Annotated in this window: 23 protein-coding genes; 8 read left to right on the top strand and 15 right to left on the bottom strand. The window is 64.8% G+C overall.

The features are described from left to right. The first annotated feature begins 297 nt into the window (after positions 1-297). Complete coding sequence (gene nirB, locus ACI2KK_RS22140) at positions 298-2850, top strand: nitrite reductase large subunit NirB (RefSeq protein ID WP_404670603.1); 2553 nt, start codon at positions 298-300, stop codon at positions 2848-2850. Further along, on the top strand, positions 2850-3212 hold the full coding sequence (gene nirD / locus ACI2KK_RS22135) for a nitrite reductase small subunit NirD (protein WP_404670602.1): 363 nt from the start codon (positions 2850-2852) through the stop codon (positions 3210-3212). The genes nirB and nirD overlap by 1 nt, the downstream gene beginning before the upstream one ends. Positions 3213-3627: 415 nt before the next feature. Here nirD and ACI2KK_RS22130 read toward each other — a convergent pair whose 3' ends face one another. From ACI2KK_RS22130 to ACI2KK_RS22065, 14 genes are all read right to left on the bottom strand, one after another. Then, the gene (locus ACI2KK_RS22130) at positions 3628-4752 is read right to left on the bottom strand and encodes an ankyrin repeat domain-containing protein (protein WP_404670601.1); all 1125 of its coding nucleotides are present in this window, start codon (positions 4750-4752) and stop codon (positions 3628-3630) included. A gap of 56 nt (positions 4753-4808) precedes the next feature. Further along, positions 4809-5264, bottom strand: a complete 456-nt coding sequence (locus ACI2KK_RS22125) for an SMI1/KNR4 family protein (RefSeq protein ID WP_404670600.1) — start codon at positions 5262-5264, stop codon at positions 4809-4811. A 33-nt stretch (positions 5265-5297) separates the two neighbouring features. Then, complete coding sequence (locus ACI2KK_RS22120) at positions 5298-5858, bottom strand: hypothetical protein (RefSeq protein ID WP_404670599.1); 561 nt, start codon at positions 5856-5858, stop codon at positions 5298-5300. 15 nt (positions 5859-5873) lie between these two features. After that, a complete protein-coding gene (locus tag ACI2KK_RS22115) occupies positions 5874-6416 on the bottom strand; it encodes a hypothetical protein (RefSeq protein ID WP_404670598.1) in 543 nt (180 codons plus the stop codon). Between the two features lie 36 nt (positions 6417-6452). Further along, positions 6453-6875 carry a hypothetical protein gene (locus ACI2KK_RS22110; protein WP_404670597.1) on the bottom strand — a complete coding sequence of 141 codons (423 nt, stop codon included), beginning with the start codon at positions 6873-6875 and terminating at the stop codon, positions 6453-6455. Between the two features lie 82 nt (positions 6876-6957). Continuing rightward, entirely contained in the window at positions 6958-7386 is a 429-nt protein-coding gene (locus ACI2KK_RS22105; RefSeq protein WP_404670596.1) for an SMI1/KNR4 family protein, read from the bottom strand. After that, positions 7383-7529: a hypothetical protein gene (locus ACI2KK_RS22100; RefSeq protein ID WP_369990259.1), complete on the bottom strand. Its 147-nt coding sequence runs from the start codon at positions 7527-7529 to the stop codon at positions 7383-7385. The genes ACI2KK_RS22105 and ACI2KK_RS22100 overlap by 4 nt, the downstream gene beginning before the upstream one ends. Before the next feature lie 180 nt (positions 7530-7709). Further along, positions 7710-8060, bottom strand: coding sequence for a hypothetical protein (locus tag ACI2KK_RS22095; protein ID WP_369990260.1), 351 nt, complete (start codon positions 8058-8060; stop codon positions 7710-7712). A 5-nt stretch (positions 8061-8065) separates the two neighbouring features. Beyond that, entirely contained in the window at positions 8066-12706 is a 4641-nt protein-coding gene (locus ACI2KK_RS22090; protein ID WP_404670595.1) for an RHS repeat-associated core domain-containing protein, read from the bottom strand. Between the two features lie 30 nt (positions 12707-12736). Then, positions 12737-13162: a DcrB-related protein gene (locus tag ACI2KK_RS22085; RefSeq protein ID WP_404670594.1), complete on the bottom strand. Its 426-nt coding sequence runs from the start codon at positions 13160-13162 to the stop codon at positions 12737-12739. Between the two features lie 119 nt (positions 13163-13281). Continuing rightward, a complete protein-coding gene (locus ACI2KK_RS22080) occupies positions 13282-14232 on the bottom strand; it encodes a 2-hydroxyacid dehydrogenase (protein WP_404670593.1) in 951 nt (316 codons plus the stop codon). A gap of 130 nt (positions 14233-14362) precedes the next feature. Continuing rightward, a complete protein-coding gene (locus ACI2KK_RS22075; protein ID WP_217888144.1) occupies positions 14363-15127 on the bottom strand; it encodes an SDR family oxidoreductase in 765 nt (254 codons plus the stop codon). A 14-nt stretch (positions 15128-15141) separates the two neighbouring features. Continuing rightward, positions 15142-15834: a fumarylacetoacetate hydrolase family protein gene (locus ACI2KK_RS22070; RefSeq protein WP_404670592.1), complete on the bottom strand. Its 693-nt coding sequence runs from the start codon at positions 15832-15834 to the stop codon at positions 15142-15144. Positions 15835-16043: 209 nt separating this feature from the next. Continuing rightward, a complete protein-coding gene (locus ACI2KK_RS22065; protein WP_217842254.1) occupies positions 16044-17387 on the bottom strand; it encodes an MFS transporter in 1344 nt (447 codons plus the stop codon). 334 nt (positions 17388-17721) lie between these two features. Here ACI2KK_RS22065 and ACI2KK_RS22060 point away from each other — a divergent pair, with 334 nt between their 5' ends. The 6 genes from ACI2KK_RS22060 to ACI2KK_RS22035 all read left to right on the top strand — a co-directional run bounded on the left by ACI2KK_RS22060 (position 17722) and on the right by ACI2KK_RS22035 (position 22469). Next, entirely contained in the window at positions 17722-18684 is a 963-nt protein-coding gene (locus ACI2KK_RS22060) for an AraC family transcriptional regulator (protein WP_217888146.1), read from the top strand. 10 nt (positions 18685-18694) lie between these two features. Beyond that, positions 18695-19627: a pca operon transcription factor PcaQ gene (gene pcaQ, locus ACI2KK_RS22055; RefSeq protein WP_404670591.1), complete on the top strand. Its 933-nt coding sequence runs from the start codon at positions 18695-18697 to the stop codon at positions 19625-19627. Between the two features lie 587 nt (positions 19628-20214). Further along, positions 20215-20943: an FKBP-type peptidyl-prolyl cis-trans isomerase gene (locus ACI2KK_RS22050; protein WP_404670590.1), complete on the top strand. Its 729-nt coding sequence runs from the start codon at positions 20215-20217 to the stop codon at positions 20941-20943. A gap of 287 nt (positions 20944-21230) precedes the next feature. Continuing rightward, positions 21231-21671: a YkvA family protein gene (locus ACI2KK_RS22045; protein WP_369990269.1), complete on the top strand. Its 441-nt coding sequence runs from the start codon at positions 21231-21233 to the stop codon at positions 21669-21671. 91 nt (positions 21672-21762) lie between these two features. Continuing rightward, positions 21763-22104, top strand: coding sequence for a multiprotein-bridging factor 1 family protein (locus tag ACI2KK_RS22040; protein ID WP_404670589.1), 342 nt, complete (start codon positions 21763-21765; stop codon positions 22102-22104). Then, positions 22101-22469: a hypothetical protein gene (locus ACI2KK_RS22035; RefSeq protein ID WP_217842260.1), complete on the top strand. Its 369-nt coding sequence runs from the start codon at positions 22101-22103 to the stop codon at positions 22467-22469. The genes ACI2KK_RS22040 and ACI2KK_RS22035 overlap by 4 nt, the downstream gene beginning before the upstream one ends. A gap of 156 nt (positions 22470-22625) precedes the next feature. On the opposite strand, the gene ACI2KK_RS22030 is transcribed toward ACI2KK_RS22035, so the two are convergent. Then, a complete protein-coding gene (locus ACI2KK_RS22030) occupies positions 22626-24383 on the bottom strand; it encodes a GGDEF domain-containing protein (protein ID WP_404670588.1) in 1758 nt (585 codons plus the stop codon). Positions 24384-24448 lie beyond the last annotated feature (65 nt).

Below are 24448 nucleotides of genomic sequence, written 5' to 3'. Positions count from 1 at the left end.
AGCGGGCTTGCCCGCGAACACCGGCACAGCCGGTGCCATCCACCGAGTCGCCTGTTTCGCGGGCAAGCCCGCTCCCACAGGGGTTGCGGTGAACCTGCGAGCTTCACCGATAGCCTTGTAGCTGCGACACCGGCAGCAACGGCAGGGGTGTTGGCACACTCCCTGCTTTGTTACCTGCACAACAGCCCCACCGATCAACGGCGATCGCCCAGGGGCCTCACACTGATGAGTACAGGCAAAGGCGCCTGGAGCTTCGGCTCCAGGCGCCTTTTTGTTTTCCGTGATCGAGGATCGGCTATGAACGCAACAGCGAGCGGTGCACCCAAAGGGCGACTGGTCATCGTCGGCAACGGCATGGTCGGCCACCACTGTGTCGAACAACTGGTGGCCCGCGGCGCGCTCGAGCGCTTCGAGCTGCATGTGTTCGGCGAAGAGCGCCAGCGCGCCTACGACCGCGTGCACCTGTCCGAGTACTTCACCGGCAGTTGCGCCGAAACCCTGGCCCTGTGCGACCAGGCGTTTTACCCCGGTAGCGGCGTGCACCTGCACCTGGGCGAGGCGGTGCTGGAGATCGACCGCGAACGCGCCGAGGTGGTCACCGCCGAGGGCCGCTACGGCTACGACCAGCTGGTACTGGCCACCGGTTCCTACCCCTTCGTGCCGCCAATCGAAGGCTCGGCCGGCGATGCCCGCCTGGTCTACCGCACCCTCGATGACCTCGACGCCATCCGCGCCGCCGCAGGTTCGGCCCGCCGCGGCGTGGTGGTGGGCGGTGGCCTGCTCGGGCTGGAGGCGGCCAACGCGCTCAAGTCCCTGGGCCTGGAAGCCCATGTGGTGGAGTTCGCCCCACGCTTGATGCCGGTGCAGCTGGACAGCGAAGGTGGCGCCGCGCTCAAGGCGCAGATCGAAGCCCTGGGCGTGGGCGTGCACCTGTCCCGCGCCACCCAGTCGATCAGCGCCGGTGCCGACTACCGCTACCGCATGAACTTCGACGGCGGCGAACACCTGGAAACCGACCTGGTGGTGTTCTCGGCGGGTATTCGCCCGCAGGACGCCCTGGCCCGCGCCTGCGGCCTGGACATCGCCGCCCGTGGCGGGGTGGTGATCGACAACCACTGCACCACCAGCGACCCACGCATCTTCGCCATCGGCGAGTGCGCCTCGTGGAACGGCAGCGTGTTCGGCCTGGTCGCCCCGGGCTATGCCATGGCCCGTAACCTGGCCGCCTTGCTGATGGGCGAGCAGGCCCAGGCCTTCACCGGCGCCGACATGTCGACCAAGCTCAAGCTGCTGGGCGTGGACGTGGGCTCCATCGGCGACGCCCACGGTGCCACCCCCGGCGCGCGCAGCTACCGCTTCATCGACGAGGCCAACGCCTCGTACCGCCGCCTGGTGGTGGATGCCAGCGGCAAGCACGTGCTCGGCGCGGTGCTGGTGGGCGACAACAGCTACTACGACACCCTGCTGCAGTACGCCCAGAACGGCATCAAGCTGCCCGCCGACCCGGCCGCACTGATTCTGCCGCAAGGCGGTGGCGCGCCGGCCCTGGGGGCCGATGCCTTGCCCGACAGCGCGACCATCTGCTCGTGCCACAACGTCAGCAAGGGCGCGGTGTGCGCGGCCATCGACAGCGGCTGCGGCGACCTTGCCTCGGTCAAGGCCTGCACCAAGGCCGCCAGCGGCTGCGGCGGTTGCGCGGCGCTGCTCAAGCAGGTGTTCGAACACGAGCTCACCGCCCGTGGCGTGACCGTGGACAAGAGCCTGTGCGAGCACTTCGCCTACACCCGCCAGGAGCTTTACGCCCTGGTGCGGGTGGAAGGCATCCGCACCTTCGCCGAGCTGCTCGAGCGCCATGGCAAGGGGCATGTGGGTTGTGACATCTGCAAGCCGGCGGTGGGCAACATCCTCGCCTCGTGCTGGAACCAGCCGATCATGGACCCGGCGCTGGTGCCGCTGCAGGACACCAACGACACCTTCATGGCCAACATGCAGAAAAACGGCACCTACTCGGTGGTGCCGCGCATCCCGGGTGGCGAAATCACCCCGGAAAAACTCATCGTCATCGGCCAGGTGGCGAAAAAATACGACCTCTACACCAAGATCACCGGCGGCCAGCGCATCGACCTGTTCGGCGCCCAGTTGCACGAGCTGCCGCTGATCTGGGGCGAGCTGATCGAGGCGGGCTTCGAAACCGGCCACGCCTACGGCAAGTCGACGCGCACGGTGAAATCCTGCGTGGGCAGCACCTGGTGCCGCTACGGCGTGCAGGACAGCGTGGCCATGGCCCTGCGCCTGGAAGACCGCTACAAGGGCCTGCGCAGCCCGCACAAGCTCAAGTTCGCGGTGTCGGGTTGCACCCGCGAGTGCGCCGAGGCGCAAAGCAAAGACATTGGCGTGATTGCCACCGACAAGGGCTGGAACCTCTACGTGTGCGGCAACGGCGGCATGCGCCCGCGTCACGCCGAGTTGTTTGCCACCGACCTTGACGACGAAACCTTGGTACGCCTGATCGACCGTGTGCTGATGTTTTACATCCGCACCGCCGACAAGCTGCAGCGCACCTCGGTATGGCGCGAGAACCTCGAAGGCGGCCTGGACTACCTCAAACAGGTGGTGCTGGACGACAGCCTGGGCCTGGCCGCCGAGCTTGAGGCGCAGATGCAGCACGTGGTTGAGCAGTACGAATGCGAATGGGCCAATGCCCTGAGCGACCCGGAAAAACTCAAGCGCTTCCGTACCTTCGTCAATGACAAGCGCGCCGACCCCGATGTGCACTTTGTCCGCGAACGCGGCCAGCGCCGCCCGGCGGCGGCGCTGCACCTGATCCCCACCCATGAGGAGGCTGTGTGATGAACCTGTCCAATGCTGCTGTGAAGGTTGAGACGAACTGGCTGGAAGTATGCGCCGCCGACGACCTGGTCGCCGACTCCGGCGTGGTGGTGTGGCACCAGGGCCAGCAGGTGGCGCTGTTCTACCTGCCAGGCCAGGGCCGCGAGCTGTACGCGGTGGGCAACCGCGACCCGCGCTCGGGCGCCAACATCATCGGCCGCGGGCTGGTGGGCAGCCTGGGCGGCGAGGTAGTGGTGGCCGCGCCGCTGTACAAGCAGCACTTCTGCCTGGCCAGCGGCCGCTGCCTGGAAGACCCGCAGCAGGCGCTGCCGGTGTGGCCGGCGCGGATCAGCGACGGGCAGGTTGAGATTGCCCGCGGGTAATCGGTAGCGCGCAAAGCCCGAACCCCGCGCCGCCTGCATCGCGGGGCTAGCCCGCTCCCACAGGACCGCGCGAAGCGCAAAGCAAACGCGGTCCCTGTAGGAGCCGGCTTGCCGGCGATCACCGGCACAGCCGGTGCCATCCACCGCGCCGCCTGCATCGCGGGCAAGCCCGCTCCCACAGGACCGCGCAAAGCCCGAACCAAACGCAGTCCTTGTAGGAGCCGGCTTGCCGGCGATAGGGCCGGCACAGGCGAATGCTGGCATCGGCTGTGCCGGTGATCGCCGGCAAGCCGGCTCCTACAGGATCGCGCGAAGCCTGAACCAAGCGCCGTTCCTGTGGGAGCGGCTTTAGCCGCGAAGCAGGCGACGCGGTGGATGGCACCGGCGCAGCCGGTGCCATCCACGCCATACAGGCTTATGCCTCAAACGGCAGGGCGATGGCGTTCCAGCGTGCACTGCGCTTTGTTTCCACGAACTTGGCCAGCTTGGCCGCTGTGGCGATGCTGCCGAGCTTGCTATCAGCCACCGGTACCAGCATCAGTAGTTTGACCGGGTCGCTGATCGCTTCACTGTCGGCGGCCCCCTGCGGGTTCCAGACGTAGTCGACCACCACCACGGCGCCGATGCCTTTGGGCCAAGCCAGGGTGCTGGCCAATTCGCTCTGCGTTGTCAGTACCAGCCCTTCTTCGATACTAGCGCCACCCACCACATGCCCGGCGAGGCTGAGCAGCAGCTTCATGGGAAACGACAGCGGTGCACCCGACTGCGCGGCGCTGGCGCTGACCGGCCAGTTGTCGGTGAGGCAGAAGAACAGTTCGGTGCGCGGCTCGAAGTCGGCCAGCCCCAGGGTGAACAGCAACTTGTAGCGCCATTTGTTTTCGACGTTGGCCAGGCGCAGTTGCACCGCGTGCCCCTGCACGTCGTGGCAGTAAGCGATGGGCAACACCGGGCCGGCCGTCTGGCTGACGTAATGGCCGATGGCACCCAGGTGCTGTGTGGACCAGTCGATGCTGTTGTCGAGCATTGCCTGGGCGCCGCTGCGTTGAAGCAGTTGCTGCAGCTCCACGTGCTTCCAGACCTTGGCCAGATCCAGCGGTGTCTGGTGCAGGTTGGCATGCAGGCGATTGACGTCCGCCCCGGCCTGCAGCAGCTGCTCGGCCACACTCAGGTGGCCGAAGCGCACCGCATTGAGCAGCGGGTTGGCCACCGCCTCCGGCGCGCCATCGACCCGGGCGCCTTGCTGCATAAGCCAGGTTACGGTGGCCAGCTGGCCGCTGGCGGCCGCTTCGCCCAGCGGGGTGGCGCGGGCTTCCCGGCGGGCCGCCGCGTCCACTGCAACGCCCAGCTCGCGCAGGTACAGGCAGGCCTCGAGGTTGCCGCTGGCGGCGGCGATGTGCATCAGGCTGCGGTAGCCGGGCTCGGTGTTGATCGACAGCGTGGCCAGTTCGGGCTGCGGAGCAAGGATCTGTTGCAGTTGACCCAGGTCGTGCTGTTCGATGGCGACTCTGGCGTTCCATACCGCTGTGGCAGCGTTGCTCATGTGGGGGCGTTTCCCGCGTGGATTGGTCAGTTGCGCCGTGCAAAGTGACGGGGTGATCAGGGCAGCTGCAGGCCGAAGTATTCCGGTTGGAAGGCGTGCTCGATCACGAAATCGAAAAAGCCCTGCCCGGTGTCCTGGGTTTCGCCGGTATCGGTATCGTGGTAGACCACCTGCTCGAGGCAGCGACCATTGTCGATTCGAAAGGCATAGTAGCCGCCTGTTCCATCGTCGCTGAACGCCACGATGTCATCCGGAAGATCAAACTCGGCGTTGCGGGCCACGATGTTCCAGTCGCTGTCCGGGGCGACGGAAAACAGGTTGATGAAGGCGAAATACCCGGCATTCAGACGGGTAGCAAACAGCACGTAGGGCGCAGGCAGTTTCACCCCAAGTGACTGCTCGGCGTCATGCACGGCCTGCAGGGTTGCGCAGTCAGGGTCTTGGGCCATGAACCAGGCAGGTTGTCGCTGCTTCACGAACGCGACTTTGGCGAGGAATTGTTCAGGTGTCATGGGTGGGCTCGAGTGATGAATGGGTGGCGTTGGTCATTGCATGGCCCCTTTTAGGGCGAAGTCGAAATCTTCATCTGGCAGGGTGTCAGGCAACTGCTGTACAGAGTTGAAGCGCAAGCCGTACCCGCGTGGATGCAGCGGCGCTTCGAGCCCGCTGTAGCCGCTGATGCTCACCAGATACTTGCCTGTGGGCACCTCGAGGTAATTGTTGTTGTTCAGGCGGTCTTCGTAGTTGGCCAGGTAATTGCCAAAGTACTGCGGGTCCCATTCCATCAGTGCCCCCAGGTCGGCGGTAATCAGTACCCCGGACGTGATGTGCAACGGCGCGCCGGTATAGGTGAAGTGTGGGCAGGCGCCTTTGGGCACGGTCTGGCCCGCTTCGCAAAACACCGCGTAGTCGTCTTCTGCAATCTCGTAGAGGGGGAAGATCACCCCCTGGCGGATAGCCTGGTTACCGATCGCCTGATCGTTGATGAACAACTCGAACACATTGCTGGGCTCGATACCCAGGCGTTGCAGGAAAGCCAGCAGGGTCTGCGGGTCGAACAGCACGATGCCGGGGGCGTAGAGGGTGAGGTTGGCGAATGTCTTCATGGGCTGTATTGAGCTTCAGATCTGTTGCCAGAAATCCGGGTGCCGTGATTGCACCAGGCGTTGAATAACCTCTGCATCCGCTGCGTGCAGAAACCCGCTGGCAATGCCTTGAACGAACAACTCGAAGTTGGCCGCGACCGGCAGGCCGTCTTGAGCAGTGGGTGTGTAGGTAATGGCGTAGACCTGCTGATCGTTGCAGTCGAGCACGATGGCGTAAGGGTCTGAGGTGGCGATCACCAACTGCTGCGCCGGGCGTTGTGGCGTGCTCCACCAGGGGCTTTCAGCCTGCTCGTGGTTCAGCGCGATCAGGTGTTCGAGATAGTCGCCGGCAATACCGAACGTGATCGGCCCCAAGGTGAAATCATCCAGATCGTACTGCTCAAGAAACGTTGTGAACGCAGGCGGCAGTTGCACGTTCAACCTTCGCTCCAGCTGGCCGACCGGGCAGGGCGCACAGCGTGGCTTGAGCAGGTAGACCTCCAGCTCAGGCATTTCCTCCAGCAATGGGGTAAAGCGTTGGTGCAGCGCCTGTTCGATCTGGCCGGTTGAAAGCAGCATGTCGTTTCCCGTTTGGTGCAGGTGAATGTGCCAGGTTCAGGCGAAGCATCCGGCGAACAGTTCGCCGATCTGTTTCTGATATTGCCTGGCTTTGGGCACGCGCAATTGCTCGAGGTAGTTGGCGATACCGTCGTCTTGCCCAAGCAGGGCGAACTCGATCAGGTGCCCGAGCGGCATTGTCGAAGGCAGGGGCTCGTCGACGATATTGTCCTCGCCACCTTCGGGCTCGGAAAAGGCGTCGAGCTTGGCGCAGATGTAGTTCTGGGTTGCCTGCGGCTGTTGCTGGATGAGCGCCAGCAGCGGACTGGCGTCGAGCCCTGCCAGTGCCAGGCAGTGGTCGTAGAAGTCGGTCAGGCCCTGCTCCAGCGGCGTTTTACCCACCGGCTGGCCGAGCCGCTGTTGCAGCGTGTCGAGAAAGTTTAGATAGGCCGGCTGGTTGATGAGGTTGCTGCTGATCATTGTCGGGTCGTCCTGAGTGTAACCAATGGTCATCCGTGTATTCGGTGCTCGATGTTGCAGTCCGTTGTGCGAATGAGCCCGCTCAGGGAAACGAGGACGTCAACAATGCTTCTAGCGAAGGTGCCAGCAGTTCGACTTCTCCTTCATCGTGCAGGTACAGGTAAAGCTGCCCCTGGCTGTTCATGAGGATCGGGTTGCCGCTGCCGTCGCCTGATATGACGAATGCTCCTTGCAGTTCCGGCAATCCGCAAGTGTCGTGTCTATCGCGAAAGTTCGCCGTCAGTTCGGTGACGGATTGCTTGCCGATCAGGCTGCCATTTTCGAATGCATGGATGTCGATGCCGGCGAACGAGCCGCCGAAGCGTTTGATGAATTCGACGTAGTCTGGATGAAAAGTAATGCCCAGCACGTGCTGCGCGTTGTTGATTTGTTCGTCGCTCGCGGGTTTTCCCAGCAGGCCGGGGTGGTCGTTGAACAACTGCTGAAGCTTTCCTTCAATTACCGGGTTCATAGTTCACATGCTCCACTGGAGGTTTTGCCAACTTTGCGATCAAGCGCCTTGCGGGCCTGATCTGCCCAGAACTCTTTTTTCCACAGGTTGAATTCTGCTCGGTTGTTGATACCTGCGCCTTTTTTGTTGCCATGGGGGTGCATGGCGGCACCGTGCTCTTTGCCGCGGTGATGGCGGGCCGGCATGCCGGTGATGGGGCCATGGGCCGCGATAAAAGGGCCAGGCTTTGTGTTGCAGTTCCGGCCTCATCGCCGGCAAGCCGGCTCCTACAGGATTGCGCCGGTCGGTGTGCGGGCTTGGCGGAGTGGCTCAGGGCCTCAGGCTCATGCCTGCGCAGGGGTCCTGTCCGGAGCCCACACGAACCGCTGCCATTTCAGGTCGGCTTGCGCCAGCAGCGCCTTGATGCGGTTTTCGAAGCTCAGCGTAAAGTGATCATCGCCATGGATGGCGACACGCAGGGTGTAGTGATCGTCGCTGAGGAACTCACCCAGGCGGTCCTCCTTGTCGATCACTTGCACCTCGAACTCGCCAAGCTGTGCGCTGGCCACATAGCGGCCTTCGTCATCCTTGCACTGCAAGGGTTGGCCGAACGCCTGTTGCGTGCGGCGCAGCAGCTGCTCGAACGGGCAGTCCTCAAGCAAAACGAAAATCAACCACCGGTCTTTTCCAGTCATGGGTATCAACAGCCTAGTCTGCGCTGGACGTCGCCTTTGCGGCGTAGGTCGTCCATTTCGTGGGTGTGGAATATCCTGAAGCCAAAGGGTTCGTCTCTCAAGCCCGGGAAGGCTTTTCTGAGTTTGGCGTCGATGGAGGCTTCGATCTCCTGCATGCCACCGATCATCTTGGCGTCGCGCCTGCGGTTGGTGAATGCGGGGTCCTGGGCCAGGTGGTCGGAAATGATGAACCCGTCCACATCGAAGTCCTTGAAGTTGATGGGCCTTGTCAGGGCGGGGTCGTGGACCTTGCTCATGCCGCTGGCCATGCTGCCGCGGTAGCCGATGCTGGCGTTAGGATCGATGGCCTGAATCGCCGGCAGGTGTTCCATCAGGATCGCATCTACCTGCTGCTGGGCCCCGTTGAGCGCCGTGAGCCCCAGTGGGTCGACCCACTGCAGAGGGTTGGGTGCGTAGCGATACAGGTTGATGCCGCCGGCCAGGCCGATCGGGTCAGGTTGCGTGTAGCGCCCGATATCCGGGTCATAGAAGCGGAACGTGTTGTAGTGCAGACCGGTTTCACGATCCAGGTACTGCCCCTGGAAACGCAGGTTCTGTTGCTGGCTGTGCCTCGGCGAATGCCATTCGTCGCGGTGCTTGCCAAGCACCTCGTAGTCGCTGCGCCAGACCGTCTGGCCATCGTGGTCAGTGAGTTGCTCGGGCAGGCCGGCGAGGTTGCCATGGAAGTAGAAGATCTGCGCCTGCCCTGGAGCCCCGTCGACCCGCGCCAGGGGCTCATGGTCAGTGGCACTGGCATACAGATACAGGCTTGGCTTGCCGTCCTGACACTCCTGCAGCAGGCGCAGGCCTTGCCAGCTGAAGTCGGTGCGGCTGAGCGGCTCGGCGTGGCCGTCGCGCCAGAGGCGTTTGGACGTACGCCGGCCCAGTGGGTCGTAAGTGAATTCGATGCGCTCACGCACAGGCCCCCGTTGTTGTTCGATACGGGTCAGGCGGTGCTCGGCGTCGTAATGGAAGCGCTGGATCAACTGCTGGGCACTGCGCTTTTCACTGAGCCTGCCGAAGCGGTCGTAGCGATAGCGCTTGTCCTGATACACCTTGACCCGGTTGTGGCGGACCGGGCCGCCACGCTGGCTGTCGAGCAGGTTACCGGCCTTGTCGTAGCCGAACTGCTCGGTACGCTGAGCCTGGCCCGACATCTCGCGGGTTGCCCCGTGAATGCGCTCGGTGGGGCCGTAGGCGTAGTGGACGGTGCTCTGATAACTACCGGTCTGGTGTGCGCCTGGGTGCAAGTGCCCCATCCGCTGTTCGCCACCGATGCCGTGGTCTTCGGCGCCATGCTGGGCCTGGGTCAGCACTTCACGGATCAGGTTGTCGCAGGGGTCGTAGTGGTAGTCCTTCTGCAGCAGGGGCAATTGCGCCAGTGAGGCACCGGCGGCACTCAGGTGCTTCTGCACCAGGCGGCCGTTGCCGTCATAGCGCCTGCGGGTAACCAGGCGGCCTTGGGTACGCAGGGTTTCGGCGTGCAGCTCGTCACGTTCGAAGTCGCAGATCAGCCGGCCGTCGAGGTTGAGTTGATGAAGGTGGCCACTTCCGTAGTACAGGTGGTTGATCTGACGCAGGTCGGGCAAGGTGCATGTCTGCAGGTTGCCCAAAGCGTCATAGCTGTAGTGCAAGGTGCCGGCAGCGCTGGTTTCGCTGTTCAGCCTGCCTGCAAGGTCATAGCCGAACGCCAGGGACTGCTGGCCGCCTGCGTGATCGGTCTGAATAATCGACACCAGGTTGTCTGCCAGATTGTAGGCGTACTCGGTGTTTCCATCGTCGTTGCGCTTGCGCAGCAGGCGGCCGACCGAGTCGTATTCGAAGTACCAGCTGTGCACCTGTGCCGGTGGTTCCGGCGGACTGTCGGGAAACGATGGCTCGGCTTCGCTTGCCGGGTGCAATTGGGTCTGCAGCAGGTTGCCGATGGCATCGTAGCGGTAACTGCGCGCCCCACCGTCAGGGTTTCTCTGGGCGCACAGGCGGTCAAGGGCGTCCCATTCGAAGCGGTAGGCTTCACCGTTTTCATTGACCAACCGAGACAGGCGGCCATAGGCGTCCCAGGCAAAACACAGGGTCAGCCCCAGCGTATCGGTCCGTTGCACCAGACGCCCATGGGCGTCGTAGGTCCATTGCGTCATCTGCCCGGCCGGATCGGTATGGCTTAGCAGGCGACCTTGCGAATCGACCTCGAAGCGATCGATGCTACCGTCGGCGCGCCGGCTTTGCTGCAGGTGACCCTTTGCATCGTGATGGAACTTGGTGCAAGCACCCCGGGCATCGAAGCGTGCACTCAGCTGGCCGTTTTCGTCATAGGTGTAGCGCGTCTGCTGGTTCGAGCAATCGCGGTAGCGAAGCAGTTGGTTACGGCCGTTCCACTGCAGGTACTTGTGTTTGCCCTGCGCGTCGGTGATCTGTTCGACCCGGCCATGCACATCATGGCGATAACGCGTGGTCTGTCCGAGCGGGTCGGTGGTGGACAGCAAGTTGCCATGCCGGTCGTAGGTATTGCGGCTGCACCGGCCATCGGCGTCGACGACCTGGGTCGGTAGTGCCCAATGAGGGGTATAGCGGATGAAGGTGGTCCGCCCGAGGGGGTCGCTGGCACTGATTTCACGGCCCAGTTCGTCATGCTGGTACTGCCACTGGTTGCCTTGCGGGTCGGAGGTGGCGACCAGTTGGCCTGCGCGGATGTGGTTCTGCCACACGCCGCCCGTTGGGTCGATGTAGCGATAGAGCTCGTAGTGATGCCCCCAGTAGTAACGACGTTGCCGCCCGAGGTTGTCGGTCACCTGGGTCTGCCCTTCGGCGATATCGTAAGCGAAGTGATAGTCCTCGGCCCCGTCGCACCAGTGCCGGATAACTCGCCACTCCTGGCTTGGGCGTTGTTCCAGCAGCGCGGGCAGGTCATCGGCGGCATGGATGCTGGTGCACGCAGGGCCGGCCTGCGGCACCTCGAAGCACTGCCACTGGTAGTGCATCACCGCACCGGTCGGCAGGGTATGGCTGGCCATCAGCCGTTGCTCGGTATAGGAAAAACGTCGCAGTACCTGGCCCTGACCGTCGCGTACCTCGCTGAGCTGACCGTTGGCCGTGTAGGTGTAGCAGGCCAGGCACTCCCGCCGTGCCACGGCCAAACCGTCCGCGCTGGCCAGGTACAGCCGCCGCACTTCAGTCACCTGGCGTGCCTGGGCATCCGGGTAGTACAGCTCGACCGCACTCAGGGCTACGGGGTCCACAAGGCTGGCGAGCCGACCCTGCTGGTCGTAGCGCACGTCCAGCCGGTTGAGGTTGCGGTCGCCCAACTGGATCAGTCGTGAACGGCAGGCGTCGTGCGGGTCGCTCTCGAACACCTGGTACTCACCGCTGAAGATATCCTCCACGACAGTGATGCCGTGATCCTGCAGATAGAAGGCCAGACCATCCAGGGTACTGACCAGCGCGTGGCCTGGACGTAGCTGCCCGAGTTCCAGACGCGCCCCTTCGTCGTCCACATAGATCCACAGCTCGCCCCCTTCGGGATGTCGCACCCGTCGCAGTTCGACTTCGTAGGGCAGGCTCCAGCCCTGGCCAAAGACGCCGTCGCTGCGCAGGTCGAGGCTGTGGTACTGGCGAGCCCAGTCGATGGGGATCAAACCGGGCAGGTTGAAATCGGTGTCCACTCCACCGGTCAGACGCTTGGCCCCGGTAGCCACCATCACCGGCGAACCGATATGGCAGGAAATGTACGGTTTGCGTGGCCCCTTGCCCGGCCGCGGAGCCTTGCGTGGGCGGGTGCGTGTCTTGACCCGGCGCGAAATGAGCATCCCGGAGATCAGGCCGATCCATTTCGACAGCGCGCTTTTGCCATCGCGGATGTCCTGGACCGTCAGGGTCCCGCCGCCGATGCGCACATTCGGCGAGAAGGTCACATCTATGGGCGCGTCGCAGGTGGTCTTGTCACCCACCCGTGCGGCCGGCTGGCCATTGATGAAGACTTTGTCGGAACCCTGCGCCAAAAAGGTCGGGGCCGGGTGCTTGTCGCACTTGACGGTATCTTTGGTCGCGGCCTGGGTGCCTGGATCAGCGGGCGTCGTGACCGGTGGGTTGATGATGTTACGCACTTCCTCGGCCAGGCCTATCACAGGGATGAAAAAGCTGGCGGCGGCCATTGCGTAGGACGCGACGTTTTCCGCGAAGGCAGGCTCTTGCGCAGTTGCAGGCTCGTCATCCGGGCGACCGAGGCTGATACCGGCGGCGCGGGCGGCGGCGATGCCGTTGATGCGGGTGTTGTGCGAGCCGCTGTCGATGCTGCCGCACGGAACCGGTGGCCACAGTGCATTGCCGACCGCATCGCTGAAATCGGAGATACGATCGCCGACCGATTTGTCCTCCCCTCCAGGCAACATGCTGGCTGCGCCAACGATGGCGCCGGCGATCACTGGCGTCAAAAAGGCTGCCGCGCCGCCTGTGCCGACGACCGCAACGACCGCGCCACCGATGGCTGCACCCACCGCGATGGCTGCGGCGCCATAGATGATGGCCTCGGTCAGGGCACTGGCCAGTTCGGCCGCCAGCGGGGGGTGCACGATCAAGTCGCCCAGGCGCGCAGCGTGCAGGTTCTGATCCATGAACTGCTTCCTGTATCGAGGGGTGAGGCGTTAGTTCAGGCGCAGGTTGGCTTTGATCGCTTGCCAGTGGGCAAGGTCGTCGTCGGCCAGCGGCGATGGCTTGCAGTAGCTCATGACCACGAAACGCGCTTGCCCGGGCGGGGTATAGGCCAGCTGGCGCTGGTAGGAGAGTACCTCGCCACGCTTGAACTGCAGGCTGACTTCAAGGCCCATGATGTCGCCGGCGGCGCCGGTTACCGTCGCGTGTGGCTCGCTGATGACCGCGCCCAGGCGTTCGCGCAACTGGGCCAGTTGCTGCTGGTAGAGGTCTTCGAGGGTTTGCCCTGGCGGCAGCGCGCTGCGGGCGATCACCAGGCTGGTGCCGCGCTCGCGGAAGGCGAGCATGTTCATGCTGGTGTCTTCGGGCGTTTCATCGCCCAGTTCCAGGGTCAGGTCGTGGGTGAGGTAGGCGGCCATGGCGCTGCTCCTTGCGTCGAAGCGGCACACGCTAAAGCTTCGCTGCACAGGCTGCAAGCGCCGGGCGACGCGGCGGTGACGGGGTTCACCGAATCGCCCGTGCTGGCATTTTGCCCTGGTTACTGCACCAGGCCCTGGGGTTTGCGCCCGGCGAAGATGTCCACCAGGCTGGCCACTACCATTTCGCCCATGCGCGTGCGGGTTTGCACCGTGGCGCTGGCGCGGTGCGGTTGCAGCACCACATCTTCACGTTCGAACAGCGCCTCGGGGGCGCGCGGTTCGTCGGCGAATACATCCAGGGCGGCGCCGGCGATTTCGCCGGCCTGCAGGGCGGCGAGCAGCGCCGGCTCGTCCACCAGCTTGCCGCGGGCGATGTTGATCAGGTAGCCGTCGCGGCCCAGGGCCTGGAGGATCTCGCGGGTAACCAGCGCCTCGCCCTTGTCGGCGGCGGCGGCGAGAATCAGCGCGTCGCTGTTTTTGGCCAGTTGCACAAGGTCGGCTTCAAAGTTGTAGGGCACATCCTGTGCCTGCAGGTCGGTGTAGCCAATCGGGCAACCGAAGGCGGCGGCGCGTTGCGCCACGGCGCGGCCGACCCGGCCCATGCCGACGATGCCCACGCGCATGCCCGACACCTGGCGCGCCAGCGGCAAGGGCGCCAGCGGGGTAGGGCTGGTGGCCCAGTGGCCGGCACGCACGAAACGGTCGCCCGTGCAGATGCCGCGGCACACGCCGATCAACAGGCCGATGGCAAGGTCGGCCACGTCTTCGGTGAGCGCGCCGATGGTGGCGCACACCGGGATGCCGCGATCGCGGGCGTAGGCCAGGTCTATCGCATCGGTGCCCACGCCGTTGACGGTGATGATTTCAATATTGGGCAGGCGCGCCATCAGGGCCTGGCTGATGCCGGTATGGCCGCCGGTGATGACGCCGCGGATGCTGGCAGCGTGGGCGTCGAGCCAGGCCTCCTTGTTGCTTTGTTCGTAGTAGCGGTGGACGGTGAACAGGGTTTCCAGGCGCTGGCGGATTTGTGGGATGAGGATCGGACTTAGTTGCAGGACTTCGGGTTTCATGGGGCACTCCACCTGTAGGGCGATGGGAAATAGGGCGTGGGAGCGGGCTTGCCCCGCGATGGATGGCACCGGCTGCGCCGGTATCGCGGGCAAGCCCGCTCCCACAGGGTTTCATGTGTGCACGGGCAGCTCAGCCACGCCCCACAAACGGCATGTTGCTGGCCATCACGGTCATGTTCAGCACGTTGGCCTCAAGCGGCAGGGCGGCGATGTAGCGCACCGCGTCGGCCACGTGGCGTACATCCACCATCGGTTCGGGGGCAATGTCGCCGTTGGCCTGGCGCACGCCGCGGGTCATGCGTTCGGACAGCTCGGTCAGGGCGTTGCCGATGTCCACCTGGCTGCAGACGATGCTGTACGGTCGGCCGTCCAGCGCCAGGGCCTTGGTCAGGCCCAGCACCGCGTGCTTGCTGGCGGTGTAGGGGCCGGTGAACGGGCGCGGGGTGTGCGCCGAGATCGAGCCGTTGTTGATGATTCGCCCGCCCTGGGGCTGCTGGCGGCGCATCAGGCCGAAGGCGGCGCGGGCACACAGGAATACGCCGTCGATGTTGGTGGCCACCACGTTGCGCCAGTTCTCCAGCGGCAGTTCGTCGATGGGTACCGCCGGGGCGTTGATGCCGGCGTTGTTGAATATCAGGTCAAGGCGCCCGTGCACCTCTTCGATGGCGGCGAACAGCGCCGCGACGCTGTGCTCGTCACGCACGTCGGTGGGCACCGCCATGGCCTCGCGGCCGGCGGCGCGGGCCTGTTCGGCCAGGGCCTCGAGCGGTTCGGCGCGGCGCCCGGCGAGCACCAGGCTGAAGCCGTCCTCGAGCAGGGCCAGGGCCACGGCGCGGCCGATGCCGCTGCCGGCGCCGGTGACCAATGCAACTTTCTTGTTCTGGGTTTGCGACATATTCGGCTCCGGGGTCAGGCAGCTTGGGAGGCGGGGCGCGGGCCCACCTGCAGGGTCAGTTCGGCGATGCCGTCGATGCCGGCGTGGATCACATCACCGGGTTCCAGTGGCGCCACGCCGGGCGGGCTACCGGTCATGATCAGGTCGCCCGGGCGCAGCGGCAGCAGGCGTGACAGGCGGGCGATGACCTCGTCCAGCGGCCAGGTTTGCTGCGACAGGTGGGCGCGCTGGCGCTCCTGGCCGTTGACCTTGAGCCACAGCTCGGCGTCCAGTGGCCAACTGGCCTGAACGATGGCGGTCATCGGCGCGGCGGCCTCGAACACCTTGGCGCCTTCCCAGGGCAGGCCCTGCTGCTTGGCTTGGCGCTGGCGGTCGCGGCGGGTCAGGTCAAGGCCTGCGGCGTAGCCGTACACGTGCTCCAGGGCATCGGCCGGGGCGATGTTGGCGCCGCCCTTGCCGATGGCTACCACCAGTTCGATTTCGTGGCAGAACTCTTCGGTGGCCGGGGCGTAGGGCAGCTCGCCGCTGGCCTCGACCACGTTGCAGGCGGGCTTCATGAAGAACACCGGCTCGCTGGGCGCCGGGTCGCTGGCCTGCGGCCAGGGGTAGTTGCGGCCCAGGCAGAACACCCGGCCGACGGGGAAGCGCGCGTCGCTGCCCTGGATCGGCAGGCTGACGATGGCCGGTGGGCTGAACAGGTACGTCATGGGGTGGATCCTCTGGTTGCGAGTGGCCAGCGTAATCAGCGCTGGCCGCTGGAAGTTGGACGAAAGCGGGGGGCTTTTGGACAAATCCGGCATCTGTGGTGGCTGTGCCGGCCCTTTCGCGGGTAAACCCGCTCCCACAGTGCCTGCGCATGGCTTGTGGGAGCGGGTTTACCCGCGAAGAGGCCATGGCAGGCAGCGCAGTTGCAGCGTCAGGCCGTGGTCTTCAGTTCGATCCGGTACAGCTTGCCCAGCAGCAGCGAGTAAGAAAGCGTGCCCATCAGTGCGACACCACCGATGAACCAGAACGCCATGGCGAACGAGCCGCTGGCATGCACGATGGCGCCGATCACGATGGGGGTGACGATGCCGCCGATGTTGGCCGCAAGGCTGGTAATGCCGCCGGTAAGGCCGATCAGCTCCTTGGGCGCCACCTCCGACACCGCCGCCCATGAAGACGAGGCGATGCCCTGGGCGAAGAACGCCAACGTCAGTACGGCGATGCACAGCACGTTGGAGTCGGTGAAGTTCACCAGCACGATCGACATGCCCAGCATCGAGCCCACCACCAGCGGCAGCTTGCGGGCGAACGACAGCGAGTAGCCCTTGCGGATCAGCAGGTCTGAAACGATGCCCGCCAGCAGGATGCCGACGGTGGCGCCAATGAACGGCATCACCGCGAAGATGCCGACCTTGATCAGGGTGAGCTGGCGCTCTTCGATCAGGTAGGTGGGGAACCAGGTGAGGAAGAAGTACAGCGCCGAGGTGCTGGCGAACTTGCCCAGGCAAATGGCCCACACCTGGCGGTAGCGGAACAGCTCGGCCACCTGGCGCCAGTCGAAGCGGGTGCGTTGCTGGCTGCTCTTGACCAGGCCGCCGCCCTGTTCGATGTAGGCCAGCTCTTCCTTGCTGACCTTCTTGCAACTGAGCGGGTCGCGGTACAGGAACAGCCACACCACGCCGAACACAATGCCGACAATGCCGGTGCTGTAGAACACGTGGCGCCAGTCGTAGGTGGTGGCCAGCCACAGCAGGGCGCCGGTGAACAGCGCGGTGCCCAGGTACTGGCCGCACACGTAGATGCTGCTGGCCATGCCGCGTTCGCGGGCAGGGAACCACACGGTGACCGCGCGGCTGTTGGCCGGGAAGGCCGGTGCCTCCATCGCGCCGACCGCCAGGCGCAGGCCGAACAGCGAGGCAAAGCCGCTGGCCAGGCCCTGGGCCACGGTAACCGCCGACCAGCTGATCAGCGACACGCCATAGGTCAGGCGCGAGCCGAAGCGGTCGGCGATGAAGCCGGCCGGCACCAGGGCCAGGGCGTAGGTCCAGGCGAAGGCCGAGAAGATCAGGCCCATCTCGACCTTGTCCAGGCCCAGGTCCTTGGCCATGAAGGGCGCGGCGATGGAGATGTTGACCCGGTCGACGTAGTTGATGATGGTCGCCACCAACAGCAGAGCGAGCATGAACCAGCGGCGGCGGGTGGGCAGGCGCTGTGCGGGAGCGGCGTCCAGCGCGAAAGGCGCAGACGCGGTGCGGGGAGTGGGCGTGCTCGACATTGAGTCGACCTCGTTTGTTGTTTTTGGAGAGGTTGGGCTGCAGTCCTTATTCAGAGTGGTCGTACAACTGGTTTGGATCAACGGGGTTTTTAGACCGTTTTTTTCAATGCAGGCGGGGTGCTGAAGGATTGTCCAAGAAATCTGCCAGGCGGGGTTTTGTCCGGGTTATTGGCTGTATGTCTTGAAAATAAAGGGCTGCGGCGGCTGTTGTACGGGGAGCTTTTTGAAAAGAAGAGGTTGGCTTAGAGTTTGGACGTCGTACAACTTATTGCCTTGCTTTGGATGGGTGGTCAGAATCGCGGGGCAAGCAACAAGAACAACAGGAGCCCCCACCATGCCGCCCAAGCGCCAGGTCCCCACCTATGTCATGCAGCAGCGCAGCGAGCTGATGGACTTCCATATCCGCGACGCCCGCGGCCGGCCGGCAGAAACCGCGCCGCACCGCCACGAGTACTTCCAGGTGCAGATCAACCTGGGTGGCGACACGGTGCAGCACATCGGCGCCGTTCAGCGCCCGTTCACCCGCCACACCCTGGCGTTCATCCTGCCGCACCGGGTGCATGTGATTCCGCACCCGCCCGAAAGCGACTTTGTGGTGATCAACTTCTCCCAGACCTTCTTGCTGCCGCACCTGGATTGCGACCCGATGGACCTGGAGGACGTGTCGATTGCGCTGGCCCCGGAGCTGTCGCCGTTCCGCTTCCAGGAGCACCTGGACTTCCACCTCGACGAGGCGCAATTCGCCAACGTGCTGCAGCTACTGGAGCAGATGCGTGCGTTGGATGCCAACCGCGGCTTCGGCAGCCGCGAAATCCTCAAGGGCTTGCTGCTGCAACTGATCGGCACGGTGTGCAGCCTGTACGCAGAACCCTTGCGTCAGCTGGCTGAGAGCAACGCCGCCGAGCAGAGCCGGCGCGCGGCCCTCGGGCGGATGAGCGACTACCTGCGCCGGCACATCGACGACCCTGACCTGAACCTGCCCAAGGTGGCGGCGGCCACGTATCTGGCCCCCAGCTACCTGACCCACTGGCTGCGCAAGGAAGTGGGCAAGACCTTCAGCGAGCTGGTGCTGGAGCGGCGCATGCACGCGGCGCGCAACTACCTGCTCAATGGCAGCCGCCCGGTGGGGGAGGTGGCGCGGCTGTGCGGCTTTGCCGACGAGGCCTATTTCAGCCGGCGCTTCCGGCAGATTCATGGCCTGCCGCCGGGCCAGTTCCGCCGCCAGCAGCGCGACCCGGACACGCCCCAGGCGATCACCCTGGACGACGCGGCTTGCAGGGTTGGCGCGCACGGATAAACTGCCGGGCATGAACCTCGATACCCGCATCAAGTACCGCCACCTGTTGTGCTTTCTGGAGATTGCCCGGCAGGGCAGCCTGGCCAGGGCTGCCGACGTGCTCGCCATCAGCCAGCCGGCCATTTCCAAGACCCTCAAGGAGCTGGAAGCGCTGCTGGAGGCGCGATTGTTCGAACGCACTCGCCAAGGCGTCGAGCTGACCCAAGCGGGCACGCGTTTCATGCGTTATGCCGGGCCCAGTGTGCAGGCCCTGCGCGATGGCGTGGGCAGCGTGCGCGGCGAGGCGCGGGCACCGTCGCAGGTGCGCATCGGTGTGCTGTCCACGGTCGAGGGGCTGTTGATGCCCGAAGTACTGTGCCGGCTGCACCAGCGCCATGAGGCGCTGGTGATCAGCGTGGTCACCGGGGTCAGTGCGCAGTTGCTCGGGCAGTTGCACCTGGGCGAGCTGGAACTGGTGGTCGGGCGCATGACCGACAGCCCGCAGATTCAGGGGCTTTCGTTCGAGCACCTGTACAGCGAATCGATGGCACTGGTGGTGCGGCCGGGGCACCCTCTGCTGGCGCGCCAGCCGGTGGACCGGGCGCAGGTGGGGCGCTACCCGCTGGTGTTACCGCCGGCGGGCACGACCATTCGCCAGCATGCCGACAGTCTGTTCGTGCAGGGCGGCATGCAGATGCCGGCGCAACGGTTGGAAACACTTTCTTTGGCGTTGAGTCGGCGCTATTTGCTGGGCAGTGATGCGGTGTGGGTGGCGCCGCGCGATGCGGTGCTGATCGACCTGGGGCGTGGGGAGTTGGCCGAGCTGGACCTTGGGGTTCGCGAACCTGGGGGCTCGGTGGGGATCTGCCGGAATGCCGCCTTGGCGCAGAGCTTGCCGGCGCAGTGGGTGTGCGAGGTGTTGCGCGAGGTGGCCGAGCTTTATCGGGCGGGGAGTTACCCTTGATGGGGATTGCGTGAGGGCTGGCAGGTGTTCGCCATGACCCTTGCAGCGCCTGTGGGGTGTTCGCCACAACCTTTGCAGCGCCTATGAGATCGAGCGCCGCCCGCGCGGCGCTTCGCGGGCAAGCCCGCTCCCACAGTTTGTTTCGGGCCAATTATTCCTGTGCAGGTACCGGCGCCTGCCCTGGTGCATGTCTTGAGTCATGTGGAGCGGCTGCGATGCCCACGCTGAAACCGCGGCGTACAAACAAGGGGGACCCGGTACCGGCACAGGAGAGACTGGCCCGAAATAAACTGTGGGAGCGGGCTTGCCCGCGAAGCGCCGCGCGGGCGGCGCTCGATCTCATAGGCGCTGCAAGGGTTGTGGCGAACACTTGGCAGCCTTGATGCAGCCTTCGCCGAACACCTGGCCGTAACCAAAGGGCCTTCCTTCTCCACCCCCCACCCCCACACCCCTCCATGAACAACCTTTCACCCAGGAACTTCCCGCCACAAACCTGCTCTCATGCCGGTAGCCATTGGTCCCGACCGCCTGCTAAGCTCGCGGCTTTACCCTGATTTGCCCTTATGGCGCATGAACAAGGAATCAGCATGAAACAACATCGTCTGGCGGCCGCGGTTGCCCTGGTAGGTCTGGTGCTGGCGGGCTGCGACGCCCAGACCAGCAGCGTCGAGCTGAAGACTCCGGCCCAGAAAGCCTCCTACGGTATCGGCCTGAACATGGGCAAGAGCCTGGCCCAAGAAGGCATGGACGACCTGGACTCCAAAGCCGTCGCCCAAGGTATCGAAGACGCCGTAGGCAAGAAAGAACAGCGCCTGAAGGATGAAGAGCTGGTAGAAGCCTTCACCGCCCTGCAAAAGCGTGCCGAAGAACGCCTGGCCAAGGCCAGCGAAGAAGCCGCTGCCGCTGGCAAGAAATTCCTCGAGGAAAACGCCAAGAAACCTGGCGTGGTCACCACCGCCTCGGGCCTGCAGTACGAAGTGGTCAAGAAGGCCGACGGCCCGCAGCCGAAAGCGACTGACGTGGTCACCGTCCACTACGAAGGCAAGCTCACCGACGGCAAGGTGTTCGACAGCTCCGTCGAGCGCGGCAGCCCGATCGACCTGCCGGTCAGCGGCGTGATCCCAGGCTGGGTCGAAGGCCTGCAACTGATGCACGTCGGCGAAAAATACAAGCTGTACATCCCGGCAGAACTGGCCTACGGCGCCCAGAGCCCGAGCCCGCTGATCCCGGCCAACTCGGTACTGGTGTTCGACCTTGAACTGCTGGGCATCAAGGACCCGAGCAAGCAGGACGTCGAGCCGGCTCCTGCCGAGTAAGGCAAACGCCTGAAGCACAACAACGCCCCGTTTCGACGGGGCGTTGTCGTTTCCGGGGTGGCTTGACGCGAACCGTGGGCGTCATTCACTGTCGCAAGCAATGCATGCAACGCACGGCCAAGCACTTCCCTGTCGCAAAACGTTTGCGACTCTGAAACGGTTGTGTAAAAAACGCCCGATCCGTGCCCGGCCCTTGCCCGGCGGGCGCCAAACGGCGCAAAGCCGGTCCTGTTCACAAGGTTATCCACAATTATTGTGGATAACCTGCCTGCTGCTCTGGAGGTTTCATGAGCGCTCCCTGGAATTTCACCCGCTTTTTGCCCCTGGCCGAACGCCTGCTAAGCCGCGGGCGCTTGCCGGCGCTGTTGTTCGCCGTTGCGCGCAAGGGCCCGAAACTCGGCCAGTTGCGCGAGGACGTGCGCTTGATGCAGGCGTTGTGCCTGGCATGGTGGCGCGGCGAATACCGTGCGGTCAGCCCCAAGGCGCTGGTGACCATCGTCGCCGGGCTGCTGTACTTCGTCAGCCCCCTGGACGCCATCCCTGACTGGTTGCTGGGGGTGGGCTTTCTCGACGACATCGCCGTGCTGGGTTGGGTGCTGAAGACCGTGGCCGACGAACTGGCCCGCTTCAAGGCCTGGCGCGCAAGCCAAGCGCCGGAAAAGCTGCGCGTGGTCGAGCGCCTGCCCGACACCCCCGAAGCGCTGCGCCTGGAACGCCCGGGGCAGTGATTCCCGGCGAACCCCCGAGGTTGGTAATATAATTGGCATAAGGGTTATGCCTACGGATTACATGCCGTAATCCTACGTTAAGGGGGTTGTAATGGGTATTCAGGTCATAAGCCGGGACGGTCAGCCCGAGTACGCAGTGGTTCCCTGGGAGCAATATCAGGCCTTGCTGGTTGCGGCAGGCCAGGCACCGGCCCCCGCGCCGGCCAGCGCGGCAGCCATCGAAGAAGACAGCAGCACCCGCCTGCACGCGCTGAGCGAGCTGGCAGCGCTGCGCCAGGCCAAGGGCGTGGAGCCGGCGGCGCTGGCGCGCAACGTGGGGATCAGCCCGGCGTACCTGGCGATGATCGAGTCCGGTGAGCGCCAGCCGGATGCCGCGATCCGCCGGGCGCTGGCCTGGCACCTGGGTGTGGCTGGCTGGAGCGAGCTGTCATGAGCCAGGTCAGGATCAGCCGCCAGCAATGGGAGAACCTGCTGACCGAGCTCGACCTGGCCCGCCGTCAACGCCACCTGCTCACTTACCGCGCTCTGCTGGAGCGCCTGCAACTGCCCAGCCCGGCCATGCAGACCCTCACCGCCGCCCTGGAGTACCTGGCGCTGCTCGACGCCCGCGCCGAGCAGCCACTGCGCAGCTCGCTGGTGATCAGCCAGGGCGCCAGCCGCCTGCCGCGTACCGGGTTCTTCGAGTGCGTGGAGCGCTTGGGGCGGTTTTCCGGGCCGGTGGACGGCATGGAGGCGGCGTCCTGGCATGCCTCGGAAGTGGTGCGGGTGTTCGAGTACCGGTACCCGGAGCAGGCCTGACATCGCCCCCTGTAGGAGCGGCCTTGTGTCGCGAAAGGGGCGCGTAGCGGCCCCGGGATATCGGCATCATGCAAGATCGGCGGGGGCTGCTGCGCAGCCCTTTCGCGACACGAGGCCGCTCCTACGCAGAGAGCGTCAATCAACGCGTCGTGATGTTCAAGCCGGTATGCGCGTATCGATCAGGCTCAGGCTCGACCCTTGCGTTTCCTTGGCCTGGCGCTTGGCCTGCGAGGCCAGGTCGGCAAGGCCCCCGGCATCCAGGTGTGCGGCGCTGTCCGGCTCCAGCCACACCACCCCGATCGACAGCGACAGCAGCGCGAAGGTTTCGCGCAGGCCCTGGCGGTTATGGGCAATGAAGCAACCGGCCTCGATATGCTCGCTGCGGTAGAAACGCAGGCACTCCTGGGCAAAGGCCTGCACCAGCGCCTGCAGGCGCTCGCGCCAGTCGCCCGAGCCCAGCACCAGCATGAAATCATCGCCACCGATATGCCCGACGAAGTCGCGGCTGGGGTCGACGCAGTCGTTCAGGCACTGCGCCAGGCACAGCAGCACCTCATCGCCCCGGGCATAGCCGTAGATATCGTTGAAGGGCTTGAAGCTGTCGATGTCGACGTAGCACACCGCTGCAGCGTGGCGTTGCTCCAGCAGCCGCGCCAGGCACTGTTGGATCGGCACGTTGCCAGGTAGCAGGGTGAGCGGGTTGGCGTGCCGGGCCTGCTGGATCTTCTGCTCGGTGATCAGCTTGAGCACGTCGATCACCCGCCCCAGCCCCAGGTAGCGGCCACCCTGGGTGATGATGAAATCTTCCTCGATACGCTGCCGGGCGCGGCTGGTGATCAGCCGGCTGACCTGTTGCAGCGACTGGCCGCGCTCCACGGCCAGAAAGTCCTGGCTCATCAGCCGGCTGATCGGCTTGCGCGCGAACAGGTCGGTACCGAATGGCTGCAGCAGCGCATCGGACAACGAATGGCGGTGGACGATGCCGCACGGCCGGCCGTCTTCATCCAGCACCGCCAGCGAGTTGAGGTTGGCCTGGCGGCGGAACGCTTCGAGCACCTGCTGGGTGGCGGTGGTCAGTGGCACTGCCGGCTGCTGGATCAGCAGGGCGCTGAGGTCGCCGCCGTCCTCGACCAGGGCCACGCTGGTGCTGCTGGCCTTGGGCAACAGGCCCAGGGCTTCACGGGCCGGGAACTCCTGGGGCCGGCCCAGCAGGTAGCCCTGTACCAGGTCGACACCCATTTCGCTGAGCACTGTCAGCTCGTCGTTCAGCTCGATACCCTCGGCGATCACCTGGGCGCGGGAGGCACGGGCGATTTGCAGGATGGAACCGACGAACTCGCGCTTGAGCGGGTCCAGGTGGATGCCGTCGATGAAGTGGCGGTCGATCTTCACGTAATCCGGGCGCAGCTCCGACCACAGGCGCAGGCTCGAATAACCCGCGCCCAGGTCGTCCAGGGCGATGGAAAAGCCCATGTCGCGGTAATGGTGCAGGGCGTTGAACAGCAGCTGGAAGTCTTCGGTGGGGGTCTGCTCGGTCAGCTCGATCACCACCTGGCTGGGCGACAGGCCAACCTGCTCGAGCATTTTCAAGGTGCGCCCGGAAGGGTGCTGCGGTTCGAGCAGCGACTCGGGTGACACGTTGAGGAACAGCTTGCCGGACAGCCCCTGCTCGCTGAAACGCCGGCAGGCGGTTTCCCGGCAGAGCACTTCCAGCTCGCTCAGGCGGCCGGCCTGGCGGGCGATGGCGAACAGGTTCAGGGGGGAGTGCAGCGGGCTGTTGGACGGGCCGCGGCTCAGGGCTTCATAGCCGAGAATGCGCCGTTCGGAAAGGCAGACGATGGGCTGGAACAGGCTGTGGACGCTACGTTGAGCCAGAATGGCGCTCAATGCGCTGAGCTGTTCGGTGACGGTCATGGACTGCTTTCCTGAATGAAAAAAGGCCGGGCATCTGCATGCCCGGCCCTTCTATTTCACGACAG

The organism is Pseudomonas sp. NPDC089406 (assembly GCF_044900265.1).
Taxonomy (GTDB): Bacteria; Pseudomonadota; Gammaproteobacteria; order Pseudomonadales; family Pseudomonadaceae; genus Aquipseudomonas; species Aquipseudomonas fakonensis.
This window is presented reverse-complemented; position numbering and strand designations above follow the sequence as displayed.

What these genes read in the sequence shown, in the direction of transcription:
- nirB (WP_404670603.1), top strand. Translation starts at nt 298, where the DNA reads ATGAACGCAACAGCGAGCGGTGCACCCAAAGGGCGACTGGTCATCGTC.
- nirD (WP_404670602.1), top strand. Translation starts at nt 2,850, where the DNA reads ATGAACCTGTCCAATGCTGCTGTGAAGGTTGAGACGAACTGGCTGGAA.
- ACI2KK_RS22130 (WP_404670601.1), bottom strand. Translation starts at nt 4,752, where the DNA reads ATGAGCAACGCTGCCACAGCGGTATGGAACGCCAGAGTCGCCATCGAA.
- ACI2KK_RS22125 (WP_404670600.1), bottom strand. Translation starts at nt 5,264, where the DNA reads ATGACACCTGAACAATTCCTCGCCAAAGTCGCGTTCGTGAAGCAGCGA.
- ACI2KK_RS22120 (WP_404670599.1), bottom strand. Translation starts at nt 5,858, where the DNA reads ATGAAGACATTCGCCAACCTCACCCTCTACGCCCCCGGCATCGTGCTG.
- ACI2KK_RS22115 (WP_404670598.1), bottom strand. Translation starts at nt 6,416, where the DNA reads ATGCTGCTTTCAACCGGCCAGATCGAACAGGCGCTGCACCAACGCTTT.
- ACI2KK_RS22110 (WP_404670597.1), bottom strand. Translation starts at nt 6,875, where the DNA reads ATGATCAGCAGCAACCTCATCAACCAGCCGGCCTATCTAAACTTTCTC.
- ACI2KK_RS22105 (WP_404670596.1), bottom strand. Translation starts at nt 7,386, where the DNA reads ATGAACCCGGTAATTGAAGGAAAGCTTCAGCAGTTGTTCAACGACCAC.
- ACI2KK_RS22100 (WP_369990259.1), bottom strand. Translation starts at nt 7,529, where the DNA reads ATGCACCCCCATGGCAACAAAAAAGGCGCAGGTATCAACAACCGAGCA.
- ACI2KK_RS22095 (WP_369990260.1), bottom strand. Translation starts at nt 8,060, where the DNA reads ATGACTGGAAAAGACCGGTGGTTGATTTTCGTTTTGCTTGAGGACTGC.
- ACI2KK_RS22090 (WP_404670595.1), bottom strand. Translation starts at nt 12,706, where the DNA reads ATGGATCAGAACCTGCACGCTGCGCGCCTGGGCGACTTGATCGTGCAC.
- ACI2KK_RS22085 (WP_404670594.1), bottom strand. Translation starts at nt 13,162, where the DNA reads ATGGCCGCCTACCTCACCCACGACCTGACCCTGGAACTGGGCGATGAA.
- ACI2KK_RS22080 (WP_404670593.1), bottom strand. Translation starts at nt 14,232, where the DNA reads ATGAAACCCGAAGTCCTGCAACTAAGTCCGATCCTCATCCCACAAATC.
- ACI2KK_RS22075 (WP_217888144.1), bottom strand. Translation starts at nt 15,127, where the DNA reads ATGTCGCAAACCCAGAACAAGAAAGTTGCATTGGTCACCGGCGCCGGC.
- ACI2KK_RS22070 (WP_404670592.1), bottom strand. Translation starts at nt 15,834, where the DNA reads ATGACGTACCTGTTCAGCCCACCGGCCATCGTCAGCCTGCCGATCCAG.
- ACI2KK_RS22065 (WP_217842254.1), bottom strand. Translation starts at nt 17,387, where the DNA reads ATGTCGAGCACGCCCACTCCCCGCACCGCGTCTGCGCCTTTCGCGCTG.
- ACI2KK_RS22060 (WP_217888146.1), top strand. Translation starts at nt 17,722, where the DNA reads ATGCCGCCCAAGCGCCAGGTCCCCACCTATGTCATGCAGCAGCGCAGC.
- pcaQ (WP_404670591.1), top strand. Translation starts at nt 18,695, where the DNA reads ATGAACCTCGATACCCGCATCAAGTACCGCCACCTGTTGTGCTTTCTG.
- ACI2KK_RS22050 (WP_404670590.1), top strand. Translation starts at nt 20,215, where the DNA reads ATGAAACAACATCGTCTGGCGGCCGCGGTTGCCCTGGTAGGTCTGGTG.
- ACI2KK_RS22045 (WP_369990269.1), top strand. Translation starts at nt 21,231, where the DNA reads ATGAGCGCTCCCTGGAATTTCACCCGCTTTTTGCCCCTGGCCGAACGC.
- ACI2KK_RS22040 (WP_404670589.1), top strand. Translation starts at nt 21,763, where the DNA reads ATGGGTATTCAGGTCATAAGCCGGGACGGTCAGCCCGAGTACGCAGTG.
- ACI2KK_RS22035 (WP_217842260.1), top strand. Translation starts at nt 22,101, where the DNA reads ATGAGCCAGGTCAGGATCAGCCGCCAGCAATGGGAGAACCTGCTGACC.
- ACI2KK_RS22030 (WP_404670588.1), bottom strand. Translation starts at nt 24,383, where the DNA reads ATGACCGTCACCGAACAGCTCAGCGCATTGAGCGCCATTCTGGCTCAA.